At 62.3% G+C, this 17,728-nt stretch carries 19 protein-coding genes; 6 read left to right on the top strand and 13 right to left on the bottom strand.

Features of this window, described 5'->3' with window-relative positions:
• Positions 1 to 2 precede the first annotated feature (2 nt).
• On the top strand, positions 3 to 1,292 hold the full coding sequence (locus tag AC1D2N_RS17625; RefSeq protein WP_130654186.1) for an amidohydrolase family protein: 1,290 nt from the start codon (positions 3 to 5) through the stop codon (positions 1,290 to 1,292).
• Positions 1,293 to 1,355: 63 nt separating this feature from the next.
• Here the strand turns inward: AC1D2N_RS17625 and AC1D2N_RS17620 are convergent, their stop codons facing one another.
• Complete coding sequence (locus AC1D2N_RS17620) at positions 1,356 to 2,054, bottom strand: ribonuclease activity regulator RraA (RefSeq protein ID WP_130654185.1); 699 nt, start codon at positions 2,052 to 2,054, stop codon at positions 1,356 to 1,358.
• 27 nt (positions 2,055 to 2,081) lie between these two features.
• On the bottom strand, positions 2,082 to 2,867 hold the full coding sequence (locus AC1D2N_RS17615; RefSeq protein WP_130654184.1) for an SDR family oxidoreductase: 786 nt from the start codon (positions 2,865 to 2,867) through the stop codon (positions 2,082 to 2,084).
• 93 nt (positions 2,868 to 2,960) lie between these two features.
• Between AC1D2N_RS17615 and AC1D2N_RS17610 the strand changes: the two genes are divergently transcribed.
• Complete coding sequence (locus AC1D2N_RS17610; RefSeq protein ID WP_130654183.1) at positions 2,961 to 3,833, top strand: LysR family transcriptional regulator; 873 nt, start codon at positions 2,961 to 2,963, stop codon at positions 3,831 to 3,833.
• Here AC1D2N_RS17610 and msrA read toward each other — a convergent pair whose 3' ends face one another.
• Positions 3,834 to 4,349, bottom strand: coding sequence for a peptide-methionine (S)-S-oxide reductase MsrA (msrA, locus tag AC1D2N_RS17605; protein WP_477981686.1), 516 nt, complete (start codon positions 4,347 to 4,349; stop codon positions 3,834 to 3,836).
• A 185-nt stretch (positions 4,350 to 4,534) separates the two neighbouring features.
• On the opposite strand from msrA, the gene AC1D2N_RS17600 reads away from it, so the two are divergent.
• From AC1D2N_RS17600 to AC1D2N_RS17585, 4 genes are read left to right on the top strand one after another with little or no spacing between them, the layout of a single operon-like run.
• Positions 4,535 to 5,680, top strand: coding sequence for an extracellular solute-binding protein (locus AC1D2N_RS17600; RefSeq protein WP_130654182.1), 1,146 nt, complete (start codon positions 4,535 to 4,537; stop codon positions 5,678 to 5,680).
• Entirely contained in the window at positions 5,680 to 6,570 is an 891-nt protein-coding gene (locus tag AC1D2N_RS17595) for an ABC transporter permease (RefSeq protein WP_130654181.1), read from the top strand. The genes AC1D2N_RS17600 and AC1D2N_RS17595 overlap by 1 nt, the downstream gene beginning before the upstream one ends.
• A complete protein-coding gene (locus AC1D2N_RS17590) occupies positions 6,567 to 7,394 on the top strand; it encodes an ABC transporter permease (RefSeq protein WP_047622145.1) in 828 nt (275 codons plus the stop codon). Before AC1D2N_RS17595 ends, AC1D2N_RS17590 begins: the two co-directional genes overlap by 4 nt.
• A 34-nt stretch (positions 7,395 to 7,428) precedes the next feature.
• The gene (locus AC1D2N_RS17585) at positions 7,429 to 8,508 is read left to right on the top strand and encodes an ABC transporter ATP-binding protein (protein WP_130654180.1); all 1,080 of its coding nucleotides are present in this window, start codon (positions 7,429 to 7,431) and stop codon (positions 8,506 to 8,508) included.
• A 19-nt stretch (positions 8,509 to 8,527) separates the two neighbouring features.
• Here AC1D2N_RS17585 and AC1D2N_RS17580 read toward each other — a convergent pair whose 3' ends face one another.
• The 10 genes from AC1D2N_RS17580 to AC1D2N_RS17535 all read right to left on the bottom strand — a co-directional run bounded on the left by AC1D2N_RS17580 (position 8,528) and on the right by AC1D2N_RS17535 (position 17,631).
• Positions 8,528 to 9,361: an inositol monophosphatase family protein gene (locus AC1D2N_RS17580; RefSeq protein WP_018246967.1), complete on the bottom strand. Its 834-nt coding sequence runs from the start codon at positions 9,359 to 9,361 to the stop codon at positions 8,528 to 8,530.
• A gap of 96 nt (positions 9,362 to 9,457) precedes the next feature.
• Positions 9,458 to 10,351 (bottom strand): ribokinase, encoded by an 894-nt coding sequence (locus AC1D2N_RS17575; RefSeq protein WP_130654179.1) that lies wholly within the window; start codon positions 10,349 to 10,351, stop codon positions 9,458 to 9,460.
• A 24-nt stretch (positions 10,352 to 10,375) separates the two neighbouring features.
• Complete coding sequence (locus AC1D2N_RS17570; protein ID WP_018246969.1) at positions 10,376 to 11,023, bottom strand: TenA family protein; 648 nt, start codon at positions 11,021 to 11,023, stop codon at positions 10,376 to 10,378.
• A 2-nt stretch (positions 11,024 to 11,025) separates the two neighbouring features.
• Positions 11,026 to 11,868 carry a BtpA/SgcQ family protein gene (locus AC1D2N_RS17565; RefSeq protein WP_018448981.1) on the bottom strand — a complete coding sequence of 281 codons (843 nt, stop codon included), beginning with the start codon at positions 11,866 to 11,868 and terminating at the stop codon, positions 11,026 to 11,028.
• Between the two features lie 35 nt (positions 11,869 to 11,903).
• Entirely contained in the window at positions 11,904 to 12,677 is a 774-nt protein-coding gene (locus AC1D2N_RS17560) for a glutamine amidotransferase (RefSeq protein ID WP_018246971.1), read from the bottom strand.
• Positions 12,678 to 12,713: 36 nt separating this feature from the next.
• On the bottom strand, positions 12,714 to 13,793 hold the full coding sequence (locus AC1D2N_RS17555; RefSeq protein WP_130654178.1) for a phosphotriesterase family protein: 1,080 nt from the start codon (positions 13,791 to 13,793) through the stop codon (positions 12,714 to 12,716).
• 4 nt (positions 13,794 to 13,797) lie between these two features.
• Positions 13,798 to 14,802: an ABC transporter permease gene (locus tag AC1D2N_RS17550; RefSeq protein ID WP_130654177.1), complete on the bottom strand. Its 1,005-nt coding sequence runs from the start codon at positions 14,800 to 14,802 to the stop codon at positions 13,798 to 13,800.
• The gene (locus AC1D2N_RS17545) at positions 14,799 to 15,620 is read right to left on the bottom strand and encodes an ATP-binding cassette domain-containing protein (RefSeq protein ID WP_018246974.1); all 822 of its coding nucleotides are present in this window, start codon (positions 15,618 to 15,620) and stop codon (positions 14,799 to 14,801) included. The genes AC1D2N_RS17550 and AC1D2N_RS17545 overlap by 4 nt, the downstream gene beginning before the upstream one ends.
• The gene (locus AC1D2N_RS17540) at positions 15,617 to 16,570 is read right to left on the bottom strand and encodes an ABC transporter substrate-binding protein (RefSeq protein ID WP_130654176.1); all 954 of its coding nucleotides are present in this window, start codon (positions 16,568 to 16,570) and stop codon (positions 15,617 to 15,619) included. The genes AC1D2N_RS17545 and AC1D2N_RS17540 overlap by 4 nt, the downstream gene beginning before the upstream one ends.
• A gap of 38 nt (positions 16,571 to 16,608) precedes the next feature.
• Complete coding sequence (locus AC1D2N_RS17535; protein WP_130654175.1) at positions 16,609 to 17,631, bottom strand: LacI family DNA-binding transcriptional regulator; 1,023 nt, start codon at positions 17,629 to 17,631, stop codon at positions 16,609 to 16,611.
• Positions 17,632 to 17,728 lie beyond the last annotated feature (97 nt).

The following is a 17,728-nucleotide window of genomic DNA, read 5'->3' as shown; positions in this document are numbered from 1 at the left end:
CGATGTTCGATCTGATCGTCAGAAATGCAAATCTCCCCGATGGCCGAAAGGGGATCGATATCGGTATCCAGGGCGGCAAGATCATCGCTGTCGAGCCTAATCTCCAGGCGCAGGCAGGAGAAGAGATCGACGCGACCGGCCGGCTCGCCACCCCGCCCTTCGTCGATCCGCATTTCCATATGGACGCTACGCTGTCGCTCGGCCTGCCGCGTATGAACGTGTCCGGCACGCTGCTCGAGGGCATCGCGCTCTGGGGGGAATTGCGGCCGATCGTGACGAAGGAGGAACTGGTCGATCGCGCGCTGCGTTATTGCGATCTGGCGGTCACGCAGGGCCTGCTCTTCATCCGCAGCCATGTCGATACCAGTGATCCCAGACTGGTGACCGTCGAGGCGATGATCGAGGTTCGCGAGAAGGTCGCGCCCTATATCGATCTGCAGCTGGTCGCCTTCCCCCAGGATGGTTATTACCGCTCGCCGGGCGCGATCGACGCGCTCAACCGCGCTCTCGACATGGGCGTCGATATCGTCGGCGGCATTCCGCATTTCGAACGGACGATGGGTGAAGGTACGGCGTCGGTCGAGGCGCTCTGCCGCATCGCCGCCGATCGGGGCCTGCCGGTCGATATCCATTGCGACGAAACCGACGATCCGCTCTCGCGCCATATCGAGACGCTGGCTGCGGAAACCATCCGCTTCGGCCTGCAGGGGCGCGTCGCCGGCTCGCATCTGACCTCGATGCATTCGATGGACAATTATTACGTCTCCAAGCTCATTCCGCTGATGGCGGAGGCCGAGATCAACGTCATCCCCAATCCACTGATCAACATCATGCTGCAGGGCCGGCACGACACCTATCCGAAACGCCGCGGCATGACTCGCGTGCGGGAGCTGATGGATGCTGGGCTCAATGTTTCCTTCGGGCACGACTGCGTCATGGACCCCTGGTATTCGATGGGGTCGGGCGACATGCTGGAGGTCGGCCATATGGCAATCCATGTCGCTCAGATGGCCGGCATCGACGACAAGAAGAAGATCTTCGACGCGCTGACCGTCAATTCGGCGAAGACGATGGGGATTGCAGATTACGGCCTGGAAAAGGGATGCAACGCCGACCTTGTCATCCTTCAGGCCAGCGACACGCTGGAAGCGCTGCGGCTGAAGCCGAACCGGCTGGCGGTGATCCACCGTGGCAAGGTCATCGCCCGCTCGGCGCCACGCATCGGTGAGCTTTTTCTGGACGGGCGCCCGGCCCGGATCGACGGCGGCCTGGATTACGTACCTCGCTATTGAGATAGGGCGAAAGCAAAAAGGGCCGAGAAGCCGCGGCCCTCCTCAATCCGGCTGGCCTGGAGCCTATTTCTTCGAGGCCTCGTAGAGCGCCTTTGTTTCGGCGTTCATCGGGTAGAGGCCGGGCAGCGGTACTCCCTCATCGATCCTGGTCATGATCCAGGCTTCCATGCGCTCCTGTTCCAGCGCTTCATCAAGCACCGCCTCCAGCAGATCGGCCGGAATCAGCACAGCGCCGTCCTGGTCGACGACGATAATATCGTCAGGGAAGACAGCCACGCCGCCGCAGCCGATCGGTTGCTGCCAAGCGACGAAGGTGAGGCCGGCGACCGATGGGGGTGCTGCGACGCCGCGGCACCAGACCGGCAGGTTGGCATCGAGCACACCGGCAAGGTCGCGCACGACGCCGTCGGTGACGAGTGCGGCAACGCCTCGCTTCTGCATGCGGGCGCAGAGGATATCGCCGAAGATGCCGGCATCGGTGACGCCCATCGCATCGACGACGGCGACACAGCCCTCCGGCATCGCCTCGATCGCGGCGCGGGTCGAGATCGGCGAGGCCCAGGATGCCGGCGTCGCCAGATCTTCACGAGCCGGAACGAAGCGCAGGGTGAAGGCCGGGCCGACGATGCGCGGCTGGTCGGGCTTCAGCGGAACGGCGCCGCGGATCCAGACGTTGCGCAGGCCCTTCTTCAGAAGAACGGTCGTCAGGGTCGCCGTCGAGACGGTCTTGAGGGTTGCTATCGCTTCAGCGCTGAGGGCCATCGGGTATCGGTTCCAATTCGGTTTCTGTCAGATGCTCTGGATCATGCCGCCATCGACGCGGATCACCGATCCGGTAAGATAGGAGGCAGGCTCGCTCGCCAGGAAGGTGACGACATTGCCATATTCTTCCGGCCGGCCATAGCGGCCGAGCGGAATGCTGCCGGTGCTTTCTGCGACGACGTCATCGACGGAGCGGTTTTCGCGTTTGGCCTTCTGCTCGTCGAGGAAGGTGATGCGGCCGGTGGCGATCCGGCCCGGCAGGACGATGTTGACGGTAATGCCGTCGCGCCCGACCTCACGCGCCAGCGTTTTCGACCAGCCGACCAATGACAGGCGCAACGCATTCGAGATGCCGAGATTGGGGATCGGCGCGACCACGCCCGACGAGGTCGAGGTGACGATGCGACCCCATTTGCGCGCTCGCATCTCAGGCAGCACGCGATCGGTAATGGCGATGACGGAGAGCACCATGCTCTGGAAATACTGGTTCCAAAGCATCGGATCCTGGCCGGAGACGGTGGTCGGCGGTGGGCCGCCGGTATTGTTGACGAGGATATCGACCGGTCCGAACTGCTGTTCGATTGCAGCGACATGCGCATCGATCGAACCGAGATCGGAAAGGTCCCATTGCAGAGCCAGTGCCTTGCCGCCTTCGGATTCGATCGCCGCCGTGGTCTTCTCAGCGGCGGCGAGATCGATATCCGCCGCGGCAATTCTGGCGCCTTCGCGCGCAAGCTTGACGGCAATCGCGCTGCCCAATCCGCCGCCGGCACCAAGCACCAGGGCCGTCTTGTCCTTCAGGCCGAAATCCATTTCATCTCCTCATATGGTCGGGCCATCTTTCGGAGCAATGGATCGTAAATAAAATATGGCTTCTGCTTCGTTCAAGAGATAGAAAAACTATCGATGGACACACGTTTTCTCGAAACCTTCATTGTCGTTGCCGAGCGGCACTCGCTGGCGGAGGCCGCCCAGCGGCTGAACCTCACGCCTGCGGCCGTCGCCCAGCGCATCCGCGCATTGGAGGCCGAGCTCGGGGTGCGGCTGCTGGTGCGTTCCGGCCGCGTCATGCGGCCGACGGAGGCGGGTTTTGCCATTCTCGACCGTTGCAGGGATCTGGTGCGCGATACACGCGACCTGAAGGCGATGGCCGGTTCCGCGACGATTTCGGGCGAGATGCGGATCGGGGCGATCAATACGGCGCTGACCGGCCTCGTTCCCGACATTCTCCACCGTCTCGCCCAGGACTATCCGCTGATCGAGATCTTCCTCAAGCCGGGCGCGTCGATGGACCTCTATGCCGAGGTTTTGAACGGCGCGCTGGATGCGGCCTTCATCATCGAACCGCGATTTCCGATGCAGAAGACACTGACCTTCAACAAGCTGCGCCAGGAACCCCTGGTGCTGATCGCTCCGCGGGACTGTGAGGGGGCGGATCCGCTCGAACTGTTGAAGGCCCTGCCCTTCATTCGCTACGACCGCAACCAGTGGGGTGGTCACATCGCCGATGAATATCTGCGCGAGATCGGCATCCATCCGGTCGAGCGCTATGAGCTCGATGCGCTGGAGGCGATCGCGGTGATGGTAGACCGCGGTCTCGGAATCTCGATCGTGCCGGATTGGGCGCCGCCCTGGCCGGCTGGCCTTGATATTCTCAAGCTGCCCCTGCCCCGCTCGTCCGCCGTTCGCACCGTCGGCATCGTGGTGACGCGATCCTCGCCGAGGACAAATCTCGTCGCCGCGCTTCTAGAAACCAGCCGCGCGGCGATGGGAATCTGATCAATTTCGAGCGATCTTCTGGCGGACCGGCAGTTTCCAGCCGGGCCGAACGAAATGGCAGGTATAGCCGTTCGGAATCCGCTCCAGATAATCCTGGTGCTCGGGTTCTGCCTCCCAGAAATCGCTAACCGGCACGACTTCGGTGACGACCTTGCCGGGCCACAGGCCTGATGCGTCGACATCGGCGATCGTATCCTTGGCGACACGCTCCTGCTCAGGGGTGACGTAGAAGATCGCCGAGCGGTAGCTCAAGCCAACATCATTACCCTGGCGGTTGCGCGTGCTCGGGTCGTGGATCTGGAAGAAGAATTCGAGGATTTCCCGAAAGCTGATCCTTGTGGGGTCGAAGATGATCTCGATCGCCTCGGCATGGGTTCCGTGGTTGCGGTAGGTGGCATTCGGCACATCGCCGCCGGTATAGCCGACGCGGGTCGAAATCACGCCCTTGTATCGGCGGATGAGGTCCTGCATGCCCCAGAAGCAACCGCCGGCGAGGACTGCACGTTCTTCGGTCATTGGATATCTCCTTTTCCGCAACAGATAGTATCTCCTGTCGCCGATTTCCACACGGTGCAAAGAGCACAGCTGTGCAATTTCCCTCAGATACGCCCGATCTGTCATGTCGATGTTACGCGCCGGCGCTAGCAAGGCCTCGGACAATCCTGCGGAGGCCGAGCCTCGACACCTGATGGAGACGGGTTATGAATAGACGCGAATTTCTGATCACATCGTCAGCTACAGCCGGTCTGCTGGCTCTTCCGCGTTTCGCATCGGCCGCAGCCGGCACGATCGATCTCTACAGCGGTTCGGATGCCAATATCGTCGACCTCTGGAACAACGTCATCCGCCCGGCCTTCGAAAAGGCGCATCCCGGCGTTGCCCTGAAGGTGACCGATGCCGGCGACAATAACGGCTTGGGCGCCATCGCCGACCGTGCGCTTGCCGCGCTGAAGACGAAGACCGATCCGCAAGCCGACCTCTTCGAGCAATTCGATCCGCGTCTGCCATCCGGCGGCATCGATGCCGGCCTCTGGGTGAAGTTCTCCGCCGAGAACATCGAGGGCTACGACCATATCAACCCGCTTGCCTTCGATACCCCCTACTCCCTTCCCTATCGCGGTTCGCAGGTCCTTCTCGCCTATGACACGACCAAGCTCGATCCGAAGGATGCGCCGAAGAGCTGGGATCAGCTCACCGCCTGGATCAAGGCCAATCCGGGCCAGTTCATCTACAACCGTCCCGACAAGGGCGGTTCGGGCGGAAACTTCGTCCGCCGCGCCATCCATGAGGCCAATGGCCGCGATCCGAAGAAGTTCAAGGTCGACAATTTCACCGCCGACTTCGCCACTGAGACGCTGACACCGGCCTGGAAGATCCTCAACGACCTCGCCCCGGCGCTTTACGACAAGGGCGCCTATACGGCCGGCAACACCCAGTCGATCCAGTTGCTCGCCCAGGGCGTCGTCACCATGGTGCCGGTCTGGTCGGACCAGGTGCTGCAGGCGATCTCCCAGGGTGTGCTGCCTGATACGACCGGCCTCGTGCAGCTTACCGATCTCGCCCTCTGCGGCGGTTTCTCCAGCATCACCGTCTTCTCCAACGGCGCCAACAAGGATGCGGCGCTGAAGCTTGCCGCATTCATGCTGACGAAGGAAATGCAGGAAGCGATCATCACCGAGATCGGCGGCTTCCCCGCCATCTCGTGGGATCACATCTCCGACGATCTTCGCAAGAAATATGCCGACGTTATTCCCTCAACCATTCCGACCTTCCCGGGAGGCGATTGGGAAAAGGCGATCGCCGACGGCTGGTACCGCAACGTCGCTCCGGGCATCAGCCGCACCTGATGTCCACTGACACTGCGCCGGCGGTTCTGCGACGTCACCGGTCCATGAGAAGGGGGAGCTCTATCGGGCTCCTCCTCGTTGCTCTGCCGGTCTTCCTGGTTGCATGGCTGGTCGTCTTTCCGATCCTTTCGGCGGTCGTCGGCACAATCTTTGTTCGAGGCCCTAACGGAGCGACGGAATTCTCGCTTGCCTCCTACCGCTTCTTCTTCACCGACGGCTACAGCCTCGGCAATCTGTGGCTGACGCTCTGGACCACCGCCGTCTGCGGTATCCTGCTTCTGGCGATCGGCCTTCCGATCGCGCTTTACCTTCGGTTCTCGCAGGGGCGATTTGCCGCCTATGTGCAGGGCATGGCGATCTTTCCAATGTTCGTCCCATCGATCATCCTCGCTTATGCGCTGATCAGGACGATCGGCCCGAACGGCACCGTCGACCTGTTGCTGAATTCCGTCGGCCTACCCAAGCTGCGCACGCCCTATCTGACACCGTGGGGACCGGTCATCGGTCTCGTCTGGGACAATCTTCCGCTCACGGTGCTGATGCTGACATCAGGGCTTTCCTCCATTTCGAACAGTGCGATCGAAGCCGCGCGCGATGTCGGCGCAAGGCCGCTTCGGGTCTTCGTCTCGATCATCCTGCCGCGCATGGGTAACTCGCTGCTGGTGACTGCATCCTTTGCGGTGCTTGGCATCTTCTCCGCCTTCACCCTACCCTATGTGCTCGGCTCGGCATCACCGGAGATGATGGGGCCGTTCATGCAGCGCACTTTCGCCGATATGAACGACCCGCTGAACGCCATGACCCAGGCCGTCATCACATTCGGCTTCTGCCTGATCTTCGGCATCCTCTACATCAGGTCGATCGCCCGCAACCGCGAGGCCCAGCCATGAATGCCGGCGGATCGAGCTTCGGCCTGCGCTTCGACTGGATCGGCCTGCTCTTCGCGTGCCTGCTGACGCTGTTCATCGCGCTGCCGCTTATCGTCGTCGGCACATGGGCCTTCACCGAGATCTGGCGTTACCCCTCGGTGATCCCGCAGCAGTTCGGCCTGCGCTTCTGGGGCCAGACGCTGGCGCGCGGGGATGTCTGGGACGCACTCTTCCTCAGCCTACGGCTGACGACGACGGTCACCATTCTTTCCGCCGTCATCTGCCTTCCCGCCGCTTATGCTTTCGCGCGCATGCGCTTTCCCGGCAGAAACATCCTGTTCCTGTCGTTTCTGGCATCGCATGCCTTTCCGAAATTCGGCCTGCTCGTCGCCATTGCCGGCATCTTCCTGCAGCTCGGCCTGATCAGCACCTTCTGGGGCGTCGTGCTGATCCAGCTCGTCGGCACGCTGATGCTGATGATCTGGATTCCCGTCGCAGCCTTCCAGAATGTCGACCGGCGCATGGAAGAGGCAGCACGCGATGCCGGTGCAACGCCGCTGCGCGTCTTCTGGTCGATCACGCTGCCGCAGGCGGCGCCGACGATATCAGCCGCGCTGCTCTTGACCTTCGTCGGCACCTTCTACGAGACCGAAGGCGCCTGGCTGATCGGCGCGCCCGAGATTCGCACCATGCCGGTGCTGATGATCAGCTTCATCAACAACCAGATCGTCGTGCAATACGGCGCCGTGCTCTCCGTCATGCTGTGGGTGCCGTCCTTCATCGCGCTGATGTTTGCACGCCGCGTGATCGGCACCGGCGCCTTTGCGAGAGGCTTCGGCGCGTGAAGCTTTGCGTGTCAGTTCAGGGAAGGGTTTGAGAATGGCACATCTGGCGATCGAAGGCGTTTCGAAGCTGTTCGGGACCACTTTTGCTGTTCGCGACTTCTCGCTCGAAGTCGGCGACGGCGAGCTCGTTTGTCTGCTCGGCCCATCCGGTTCCGGCAAGTCGACGCTTCTCAGAATGATCGGCGGCTTCGAGCGACCGAGCGGCGGAACCATCCGCATCGACGCCAAGGATGTGACGACGATGCCGCCCGAGCGGCGCCCGACCGGCATGGTGTTCCAGAACCATGCGCTCTGGACGCACATGGACGTCTTCAACAATATCGCTTTTGGCCTGAAGCTCCGCCGGCTGCCGAAAGCGGAAATCCGTGAGCGTGTCGAGGCTGCACTGGCGCTTGTCGGTCTTGCCGATTACGGCCGCCGGATGACGACGCAACTGTCGGGCGGCCAGCAGCAGCGTGTCGCCCTTGCCCGCTCGCTCGTGCTCGAGCCGAAGATCCTTCTGCTCGACGAGCCCTTCGCCAGCCTCGACCAGCATCTGCGCGAGAGGCTGCGGGAGGAGGTGCGCGATATCCAGCAGCGCCTCGGCATCACCACGCTCTTCGTCACGCACGGTCAGGACGAGGCCTTAGCGCTGGCCGACCGCATCGTCGTCATGCGCGACGGACGCACCGAACAGATCGCGCCACCAAGCACCATCTACCGACAGCCGCAGACGGCCTTCGTCGCCGGTTTCATCGGCTCGATGAATTTTGTCCAGAGCCGCGTTAGAAACGGTGTCTGCGAGCATCCGCTCTTTCCGCTTGCCGTTCCCGTCGAGGACGGGCCGGTGACGCTGGCCGCCCGCCCGGAAGCGCTGACGATCCGTCCCTCGGATCGGGCGGATGCCGCGACAGTCCATCGCGCCGTCGATTTCGGCACCCACAAGATGGTCGATGTCGATCTTGCCGACGGCAGCCGTCTGAAGGCGATGGTGGCGCCCGACGATCGCGTCCGGGCCGGGATGAGGGTCGAGCCGAGCTTCGCCGGCTTTTTCGTCTTCCGCGACAACGAACTCGTCCATCAGTCGATGCCGGCAAAGGGCGATGTGGAGATCGAAGAGCTCCTGCGGGTTTAGACGCTCCGAATGCGCCGATTCACGCCTTGCTCTCGAAGCCTTCCAGCAGCCAGGGATGCAGCGCCTTGCTGGCGGCAAGGATATCGCCCCGCCCGTCGACTTCGGCCCCAGAAAACCGGGTGACGATGCCGCCCGCCTCTTCGACCAGCAGCGCCGAGGCGCCGAAATCATGGATCGCGAGCCCGTCCTCGAAGAATCCGTCCAGCCGGCCGCAGGCGACATAGGCGATCGACAGTGCCGCCGAGCCGAGCCGGCGCACACCCGCCGTATTGGCCATCAGCCGTCTGACGGCTTCGAAATATGTCTCTTCCGCAACCGCCTTGACCTGGCCGGGGATCGGCAGGCCGGCGCCGACAAGCACATTCTCGATGTCATCCACATCGGCGCAGCGGATGCGTTCGCCGTTGAGATAGGCGCCGCCGCCGATCTCGGCGCTGAACAGCTCATCCTGCATCGCGTCATAGACGACGCCCATGACGAGCCTGCCGCTTTCGACGATCGAGATGGTCATGCCGAAATGCGGAATGCCCCAGGCGTAATTGGTCGTGCCATCGATCGGGTCGATGTAGATAACAGGCGTTTCCGGCGCGGCCGTGCGGTTGCCGACGGCCTCCTCGCCCTGGATGGCATAGTCCGGGAAGGCCTTCGTCATCTCGTCGACGATGATCCGCTCGACGGCGACATCGATTTCGGTCTGATAATCGCGCGGCGCCTTGGCGAGCATTTCTGCCGACGTTCGTCGCCGCAGCGAGCCACGGGCGGTTTCGCCCGCCTTCAATACCGTTTCTGCAAGCACGACGAGGCGGGACGAGGCGGTCGGGGAAAGACGCGCGGAAATCGAGGGTGATGTCATGAGGAAAGTCCGGATGTAACGGAGGGAATCGCGAGAAGCCCATCCCTTCGCAGAGGCTGATGATGGTTTTATGAAACGCCCGTCACACCGAGCCGGTTATGTCAGGATCGCTTCAAGCTCGGAAATGGTCGGAAACGCCTTTCTGGTTCCATGTCTTGAGACGGTGATAGCCGCGGCCGCGACTGCGTGTTCGATGGCTAGCCGGTCCAGCCGCTGCCGGCGCAGCGCGCAGGATGCTAGTGCTGCGGCCATGAAGGTATCGCCTGCGCCCGTTGTATCCACAACATCGCAGACCTGGGCGGGCACTTCGATGCTGTCGTGCCGGTTCACGAGCGTCGCGCCATCGCCGCCCAGCGTCAGGACGACGTCTCGCAGGCCCCGGCTGAGCAGATATTCGGCAGTCTCCCTGCCCGTCGTTCCCGTCAGGGTCTGCGCCTCGCCCTTGTTGAGGAAGGCGATGTCGATCAACCCCCAAAGATCAGAGAAATAGGAGCGCACCGGCGAGGGATTGAAGGCGGTGACCATGCCGATCGCTCTTGCATGCTCCAGGATCTCGCGGGTCGTCTGGTCGGACAGATTGCCCTGCAGCATCATGAGATCGCCGGTGCCGGCCGTCGAGAGGATCCGCCTGACATCGGAGAGGGACAGGCTCTGCGCCGATTCCGTCGTCGTGACGATGGCATTTTCGCCGCCCGGCAGTCGGAAGATGATCGAGACATCGCTCGATGCATTTTCCATTTCGATCAGTTCGCTCCGAAGCGGTTCGTCCGCGAGGTAATGGCGAATGGTATCGGCCCTCGCATCCCTGCCGACAGGCGCTACCAGCGTTGTCGGAACGCCGCAGCGGGCCATGACGACCGCCTGGTTCGTGCCCTTGCCGCCGAGATCGCTGCCACCGGCATTGCCGAGGATGGAGGCGCCGATGACGGGAAGTTCGGAAACGGCGATGGTTTCGTCGATGGCGACGTTACCGACTATATAGGCGCGCATGCATCTGCTTTCGCAAGGCTGAAGCTAAAGGTAAGGCGCATCGTGAAAATCGATCTCGAGCTGCATCGCCCGGCCGAAGATCGCGCTGAGCCGCGCTTTTTCATCCTCTTCCAGCGTTTCTCCTGCCATGTCGAGTTCATTCTTCAGCCATTGCGCCTGGGCGGCGAAATTCGGATCGACATGCAGGTCGACCCATTCCTTCAACAGGGGATCGCTGATCGGGCGGTTAGCCGCTTCCTTCGACCAGGTCCAGTACATCCACTCGGCCGCAAACATCGCCGCAACCGTGTCGAGGAAGCCGCCCTGGCGGGCGATCTCCAACATACCGGCGCGAAAGGCCTCGACCTCGGCGATGCCGGTATCGAAGGACGAGGGATCGATGCGGCGGCTGGCGAAGGTGCGCTCGAAATAGGTGATCTGCTCGTTGGCAAGCGCGTCGAGAACCGCGATCAGCCAGCGCTTCTGCGTCATCGTCCTGGCGGTCGCCGCCGCATAGGCAAAGATCGAAATGGCGCTGTCGACGAAGGCGCCTTCATAGACGAGATAACGCTCGAAGGCCGCCTTGCTCAACGTGTCGTTTTTCACATCTTCGACGAAGCGGTGGTTCAGCATCGCGCCAAGGACAGCGTCGTTCTCGCGCAGGATGCGGGCCGAAAGGCTCTCTGCCGCCATACTCAGCCCTCCAGTCCCGGTTCGGCCGCCGCCCGGAAGGTGCGCACGCGCTCGACGTCGACCGGGTTCCACCAGACGCCGCCGTGCTTCAGCGAGGAAGCGACGATGACGCCATTGGTGCGGCTCAGAATATCGACGATATTGTCCTTGTTGACGCCGGAGCCGACGAGCAGCGGCAGGTGTGTCGCCGCGCCGATTTCCTCGATCTCCTCCATCGTTGCCGAATTGCCGGTCCGCTGGCCGGTGGCGATGACGCCATCGGCATCGAAGAAGGCGAGATCACGCGTCAGCTCCTGGATCGAGCGGTCGGCGACGATGGCGTGGCTGCCATGCTTGACGTGGCTGTCGGCGAAGACCTTGATGTGCTCGGCCCTGAGCAGCGAGCGGTAGCGCATGGCTTCGGCCGCCCTGCCCTCCATGAAGCCTTCATTGGCGACATAGGCATTGGCCCATTGATTGACGCGGATGAATTTGGCGCCACCGGCCGTGGCGATGGCGAAGGCCGGGATCGGCGCGTTGGCCAGCACGTTGACGCCGAGCGGAATGCCGGCCGCGCGCGCGATCCGGTCGGTGACAACAGACATGAAGCCAGTCGTCTCGGGGCCGATATCCTCGGGCTTCGAGAACGGTACATCGCCATGATTTTCGATGATCAGCCCATGCAGGCCGCCTTCCACGCAGGCTTCGGCGTCGCGCATGCACGCGTCGTAAATCGCATCCATCGCAGCACCCCGGTAGCGCGGCGCGCCCGGAAAGGCCGGGCAATGGATCATGCCGATCAGGACCTTGTCCCTGCCGAAGATGTCCCTGATGGCGTTGGACGGCCTGTCCGAAATTTCCTGCATGTCATTCCCTTTCCAATTCCCGCCGCGTGCTGACATCACGCCTGCTTTTCCGTGAGCCAGCCGAGGATGTTCTTCCAGAGCCGGCCATAACCTTCCCATTCGCAGAAAGCGGGCGACAGCCAGTGCGGGCCGATATCCGACGTCCAGGCCGCCGTCCGCCCAGTGCCATGCGTGCCGACGACGAGCAGCGGATGGCCGCCCTGATCCTCAGGCAGGCGCGCGACGATCTCGACATCGGCACGGTCTCGCACTTCGACCTCGTTGACGCCGAGAAGCACCGGCCAGGCGCCTTCAAGGCCCTGCATTGTCGGATGCTCCGGCTTCACCACTTCGGCAACAGTTCCCTCGGGAATTTCGACGCGGTCGTCATAGGGCAGGCACGTGACGGGCAGCGTGTCTTCGACGGGGGTGCGCCGCCAGCGGGCCTTGCCGTCGATGCCCTGGAAGGAGAAGTAGCCACCGACCATCAGCAGGCCGCCGCCCTTCTCCACCCACGCCTTCAGAAGCTTCAGCCGGTTCGGCACGGTGCGCGAATGCAGCCACACATCCGGGGGCAGCAGCAGCGAATTGGCGCCGATATCGGAGAGAATGATGGCGTCGTAGGCGTCGAGCCCGGTCATCTCAAAGGGGAATTTCTCCACCGCCTCGTGCGCCGGCATATAGGTGAGCTCGAAGGCGCTGCCGGCGAGCGCCTTCACCAACGGTTCGGCGCCAAGATGGAAGGTGACGCTGCCGAACTGGTCGAAGCCTTTGTAATGCGTGGCGGAGCTGACCCAGCTCTCGCCGACAAGGAGGATTTTTTTTGTCATGGTCTGCCGTACCTGTGATCGATTGAATGGATGGAGCTAGGCTCCGGCATGAAAGACGCGGCGCGGATTGCTGCGCATCATTTCGTCGAGAACCGTCTTGTCGAGGCCGTGCCGCTGAAGACGGGGAAGGAAGTGGCGAAGGATATAGGCGTAGCCATTGCCGCCGTAACGCGTCAGCATCATCTTCAGAAAGACATCGTGCGACAGGAGAATCCGGTCGAGATAGCCGGCCTCGACGAGACGCACGATCGCGCGCGCCGCCTCCTCGTCGCTCGGGCACTGCACCTGCTGGTCGGCATAGAAGAAATCCATGCCGATCATGTCGTATTCGATGAAGGCGCCGCGCGCGGCCAGCTCGCTTTGATAGGCGATGTCGTTATGCGACGGGTTCATGTGGCAAAGCACGGTGTGGCGGAGATCGGCCCCCTCCTCCGCCACCACGTCGAGCACGCGGTGACCGAGGCGGAACCAGCCCGGCAGATGCACCATCAGTGGAAGTCCGGTCAGCACCTGCGCGCGTGCGGCACCGCGCAGCGATTTCTCCTCCTCGGCGGTGAAATCCGAGGAGACACCGATCTCGCCGATCAGGCCGATCCTGACGCCGGTGCCGTCGACGCCTTCCTTCGCCTCGCGGACAATTTCCCGTGCGATGTCATCGACGCTCATTGCCGCGACGCCGTCCGGATGTGAGGAGCCGAGGTAATAACCCGCCCCCATCACGATGTTGAGACCGGATGCTTTCGAGATGCGCTGGAGCGCCAGGGGATTTCGGCCGATGCCCTTGCAGGTTGGCTCCACCACAGTGCGGCCGCCCGCCGTGGCGAAATCCTGGAGCTCGGCGACCGCCAGATGTTCGTCGTCGAGCGTGATATTGTGCTTGTTGACGAAGGGGTCCTGCCTGAGTTCGCCGAGGATCTCCATGCAGACGAAGCTTTCCGCGAGATATTGCCGTTCCGGCGTCTTCGGCGCATGCCACCAGCAGCGGCAGTCGTTGAGGATATGCTCGTGCATCAGCGTCACGCCGAGCGCATCCGCCGAAATCGGACCGGTGACGGTCATCACCTTACCGGATCGGATATGCGCTTCGGACAGGCTCTCTGCTGTCTGCTCGCTCATCGCTTCATCCTTTCCTGCCCAGCCGGAAATGGAAATTGGCCGTGAAGATGCGCGTGTTCAGCCAGATGGCAACGAGGATAATGGCACCGGTGACGATCTGGGTGAAGAAAGGCGATATGTGCATCAGGATCAGGCCGTTGCCGATGACGGCGATGGTCAGCGTGCCGAGCACGGTGCCGAGGATGGTGCCGCGTCCGCCCATCAGCGACGTTCCACCGAGCACCACGGCCGCAATCACCTGCAGCTCGAAACCGACGGCGGCATTGGACGAGCCGGAGCCGAGACGAGCGGCAATCAGCAGGCCGGCGACGGCGCAGGCGATGCCGGAGATGATATAGACCGATGCGATAATCCATTTGGCAGGCATGCCGACACGCCGTGCCGCCTCTGCATTGGAGCCGACCGCCACGACCTGCCGGCCATATTTGGTCGCGGTGATGACGACGTAACCGAGAATGGCGATGACGACGGCAATGACCGCAGGGATCGGGAAGCTGAGGATTTCGCCCCGACCAAGCGCGAAGAAGCCCGGCGCATCCTTGATCGGGATGGAATAGCCCTGGGTCAGATAGAGCGCCAGACCGCGCAGGATCGAGAGGCCGGCAAGCGAGACGATGAAGGCGGGAATGCCCTGATAGGCGATAAACCAGCCCTGAACCAGCCCCATGAAGCCGCCGAGCACAATCATGCCGATGACCACGGACGGCCAGGGAACACCCATCGCCATGACGATCGCCGCGACGGCATTGACGAGCGCGACCTGTGAGCCGACCGAGAGATCGATGCCGCCGGTGATGATGACGAAGGTCATGGCTATGGCAACGATCAGGATGGGAGCGGCCTGCCGGACGATGTTCAGGATATTGCCAAGCGTGAAGAAGGTTTCGCTGCCGATCGAGAAGAAGATCATGCAGGCCAGGAAGAAGATGGCGATCGACAGGACTTGCGCGTGTTCGCCGAGGAAATCGGCGATGCGCGAGCCATGGCCGCGTTCCGTATAAGCCGTCATTGCCTGGCTCCTTCACCGACGATCAAATGGACGAGATCCTCGAGGTTGGTGCTGCCGATCTGCCGTTCGGCCACTTTCGTGCCCTCGTACATCACCGCAATGCGGTCGCAGACCCGGAAGAGATCCTGCAGCCGGTGGGTAATGAGGATCACCGAGACCCCGTTCGCCTTGACGCGGTTGATCAGGGCCAGAACCGCCTCGACCTCGGCGACGGCAAGTGCTGACGTCGGCTCGTCCATGATCAGCACCTTCGGCTTGAAGGAAGCGGCGCGTGCAATGGCGATCGCCTGACGCTGCCCGCCGGAGAGCTGGGCGACCTTGCCGGTCAGTCTCGGGATGCGGATTTCAAGCGAATCCAGCATCTTGCGAGCTTCAGACAGCATCGTCCTGGTGTCGAGAAATGGCCCGCGGCTGAGTTCGCGACCGAGGAAGAGATTGCCGACGACATCGATATGGTCGCAGAGGCTGAGATCCTGGAACACCATTTCGATGTTTCTACCACGCGCATCCGCGGGGCCGGAGAAGCGAACCTCTTCGCCTTCCATGGTGATGGTGCCGGCATCGGGAATGTAGGTTCCCGAGATGATTTTCGTCAGCGTCGATTTGCCGGCGGCGTTATCGCCGACAAGGCCCAGGCATTCGCCGGGGAAGATGTCGAGATCGACGCCGCGCAGGGCCTGGTGCGAGCCGAACGACTTCCGGATACCGCGCAGCGAGATGCGCGGGTCGGATCGGGTGCCGCCGGATGTTCCGGTTCCGGAGGGTGCGACCCCTCCGGAACCGGCGGCAGCGATGTCACGCTGTCCGCTTTCGATCATTTGAAGACGGCCCGGTACGGCTCGACATTCTCCTTGGTGACGATGGTGATCGGCACCGAGATCGTCTTGGTGACGGCTTCGCCGGCCGAGGCCTTGACGAGCGCGTCGACGGCGGCACCGCCCATTGCAGCCGGATCCTGCTGGACGACGGCGACGACGAAGCCGGCATCGATGCCGGCAATGGCTTCGGCAGTCAGATCCCAGCCGAACACCTTGATCTTATCCTGCTTGCCTTGGCTCTGGACAGCGGCGATCGCCCCCATCAGGGCTGGCTCGCCGGTGGCGTAGATCGCGGTCAGATCAGGATTGGCGGTGATCAGGTTTTCAGCCGCCGCAAGAGCGTTGTCCTGGATGTTCTGGCCATCGACGACGCCGGCTATTTCAATGCCGTCGACGCCTTTCAGGGTCTTCTCGAAGCCCTCCTGGCGGATGTTCTGGATGAACGAATTCAGCGCGCCGACGACGCCAAGCTTGGCCTTGCCGCCCATGTTCGCCTTGACGTAGTCGAGGAAGTATTTGCCCATATCGGCGCCGGCCGCGGCATTGTCCACGCCGATCTGCGCCTTCTGTGGGCCATCAGGCAGGATGGCGTCGATGGCGACGACAGGAATGCCGGCATCGGCCGCCTGCTTGACCGCCGGCATGATGCCGTTGACGTCGATCGCCACGACGGCAAGACCGGAGACCTTTTCCTGGACGTAGGTTTCGATCGCGCTGTTCTGCGCGGTCGTCTCGTTGTTAGCGTTGAAGATCACCAGTTTGACGCCGGCGGCATCGGCCGCCTTCTGGGCGCCCTCATTCATCTGATTGAAGAAAAGCGCCTGCTGGTTGATCTGGACTAGCGCGACAGTCTTCTTTTCCTGCGCCGCGGCGCCGGACAGGCCGATGAAGGTCAATGCCGTAAAGCCGGCGGCGGCGATCATCGTTCGTCTTGTCAAATTCAGTGTCATGTTCTCATCCTCTTTTGGTTTTTTGACGTTGCTGATTATTATTTCGCAGGCGGCGCAACGGAGTTCCGCACCACGATTTCGACAGGCAGGAGTTCTTCCGAGGCGGATGGTTTCCACTCGTGCCAATTGGTTTCCAGAAGCAGCTCAAGCGACCGCCTTCCGATCTGACGCACCGGCTGGCGGATGGCCGTCAGCGGCGGTGCAAAAAGATGAAGCGGACCGACATCGTCGAAGCCGATAACCGAGATGTCATCGGGGATCGAGACGCCTCGGCTTCTGAAGACCTCGACCAGCCCGATGGCGATCTCGTCGGAGCTGGCGAAGATCGCCGTCGCCTTTCGGTCGCCGGAGAGATAGTCGAGCGCAGCCGCACGGCCGTATTCGATGGTATATTCGCCGGCATAACGATCGGCCCGGGCCTCGTCGCCATGTTGTTCCCTGAGCGCCTTCAGCAGGCCGTCATAGCGCCTGCGGGCGCTGATCATACGCTCGTCGCCGCCGATGAACAGGACATGCCGATGGCCCTGCTCGGCCAGGTGCCGGCCGGCGAGATAACCGCCCTGCTCGTTGTCGCAGAACAGCTTCGGCGCCTTCGAATCGGGAATGTCCTCGTCAACAATAATGACCTTGCCGCTGCCGTTGATCAGCGTGGCAAGCGCGCCGTCATCGGGGTGATTGGTGACGAAGATCAGGCCGTCTACGTGATTGCGCTCGATCAACTGCAGATATTCGATCTCGCGCCCCGGCCGGTTTAGGGTGGCGTGCAATGAGACCGCGAGCTTTTTTTCATCGGCCGCCTGCTCCACGGCGGCGACGAGGGTCGCGAAGAAGGGATTGGCGATATCGGGCACGACGAGGCCGATCGTGTCCGACCGCCCCCTGCTTAACCGTCGCGCATGCGGGTTCGGCCGGTAGTTCAGCGTCTTGATCGCATCCTCGATGCGCTTCTTGGTCTGAAAGGGAAGATCGAGACTGCCGTTGACGAAACGCGACACGGTGGCGACCGACACGCCAGCGGCCGCCGCAACATCCTTCAAGCTTGGTGTCGTTCCCTTGGCCATTGGCTGGACCTATTGTAAAGCGGTTTAGTAAAGCGCTTTACAAGACAATATCGATTGCTCGCCGTTGTCAACAGCGTTGATCGTGCGGGATTTGTTT

The sequence above is a fragment of the Rhizobium sp. P1_B8 genome (assembly GCF_056406515.1).
Note: the sequence above shows the minus strand (reverse complement) of the source record. Positions and strands in the feature narration are given on the sequence as shown.

What these genes read in the sequence shown, in the direction of transcription:
- AC1D2N_RS17625 (WP_130654186.1), top strand. Translation starts at nt 3, where the DNA reads ATGTTCGATCTGATCGTCAGAAATGCAAATCTCCCCGATGGCCGAAAG.
- AC1D2N_RS17620 (WP_130654185.1), bottom strand. Translation starts at nt 2,054, where the DNA reads ATGGCCCTCAGCGCTGAAGCGATAGCAACCCTCAAGACCGTCTCGACG.
- AC1D2N_RS17615 (WP_130654184.1), bottom strand. Translation starts at nt 2,867, where the DNA reads ATGGATTTCGGCCTGAAGGACAAGACGGCCCTGGTGCTTGGTGCCGGC.
- AC1D2N_RS17610 (WP_130654183.1), top strand. Translation starts at nt 2,961, where the DNA reads ATGGACACACGTTTTCTCGAAACCTTCATTGTCGTTGCCGAGCGGCAC.
- msrA (WP_477981686.1), bottom strand. Translation starts at nt 4,349, where the DNA reads ATGACCGAAGAACGTGCAGTCCTCGCCGGCGGTTGCTTCTGGGGCATG.
- AC1D2N_RS17600 (WP_130654182.1), top strand. Translation starts at nt 4,535, where the DNA reads ATGAATAGACGCGAATTTCTGATCACATCGTCAGCTACAGCCGGTCTG.
- AC1D2N_RS17595 (WP_130654181.1), top strand. Translation starts at nt 5,680, where the DNA reads ATGTCCACTGACACTGCGCCGGCGGTTCTGCGACGTCACCGGTCCATG.
- AC1D2N_RS17590 (WP_047622145.1), top strand. Translation starts at nt 6,567, where the DNA reads ATGAATGCCGGCGGATCGAGCTTCGGCCTGCGCTTCGACTGGATCGGC.
- AC1D2N_RS17585 (WP_130654180.1), top strand. Translation starts at nt 7,429, where the DNA reads ATGGCACATCTGGCGATCGAAGGCGTTTCGAAGCTGTTCGGGACCACT.
- AC1D2N_RS17580 (WP_018246967.1), bottom strand. Translation starts at nt 9,361, where the DNA reads ATGACATCACCCTCGATTTCCGCGCGTCTTTCCCCGACCGCCTCGTCC.
- AC1D2N_RS17575 (WP_130654179.1), bottom strand. Translation starts at nt 10,351, where the DNA reads ATGCGCGCCTATATAGTCGGTAACGTCGCCATCGACGAAACCATCGCC.
- AC1D2N_RS17570 (WP_018246969.1), bottom strand. Translation starts at nt 11,023, where the DNA reads ATGGCGGCAGAGAGCCTTTCGGCCCGCATCCTGCGCGAGAACGACGCT.
- AC1D2N_RS17565 (WP_018448981.1), bottom strand. Translation starts at nt 11,868, where the DNA reads ATGCAGGAAATTTCGGACAGGCCGTCCAACGCCATCAGGGACATCTTC.
- AC1D2N_RS17560 (WP_018246971.1), bottom strand. Translation starts at nt 12,677, where the DNA reads ATGACAAAAAAAATCCTCCTTGTCGGCGAGAGCTGGGTCAGCTCCGCC.
- AC1D2N_RS17555 (WP_130654178.1), bottom strand. Translation starts at nt 13,793, where the DNA reads ATGAGCGAGCAGACAGCAGAGAGCCTGTCCGAAGCGCATATCCGATCC.
- AC1D2N_RS17550 (WP_130654177.1), bottom strand. Translation starts at nt 14,802, where the DNA reads ATGACGGCTTATACGGAACGCGGCCATGGCTCGCGCATCGCCGATTTC.
- AC1D2N_RS17545 (WP_018246974.1), bottom strand. Translation starts at nt 15,620, where the DNA reads ATGATCGAAAGCGGACAGCGTGACATCGCTGCCGCCGGTTCCGGAGGG.
- AC1D2N_RS17540 (WP_130654176.1), bottom strand. Translation starts at nt 16,570, where the DNA reads ATGACACTGAATTTGACAAGACGAACGATGATCGCCGCCGCCGGCTTT.
- AC1D2N_RS17535 (WP_130654175.1), bottom strand. Translation starts at nt 17,631, where the DNA reads ATGGCCAAGGGAACGACACCAAGCTTGAAGGATGTTGCGGCGGCCGCT.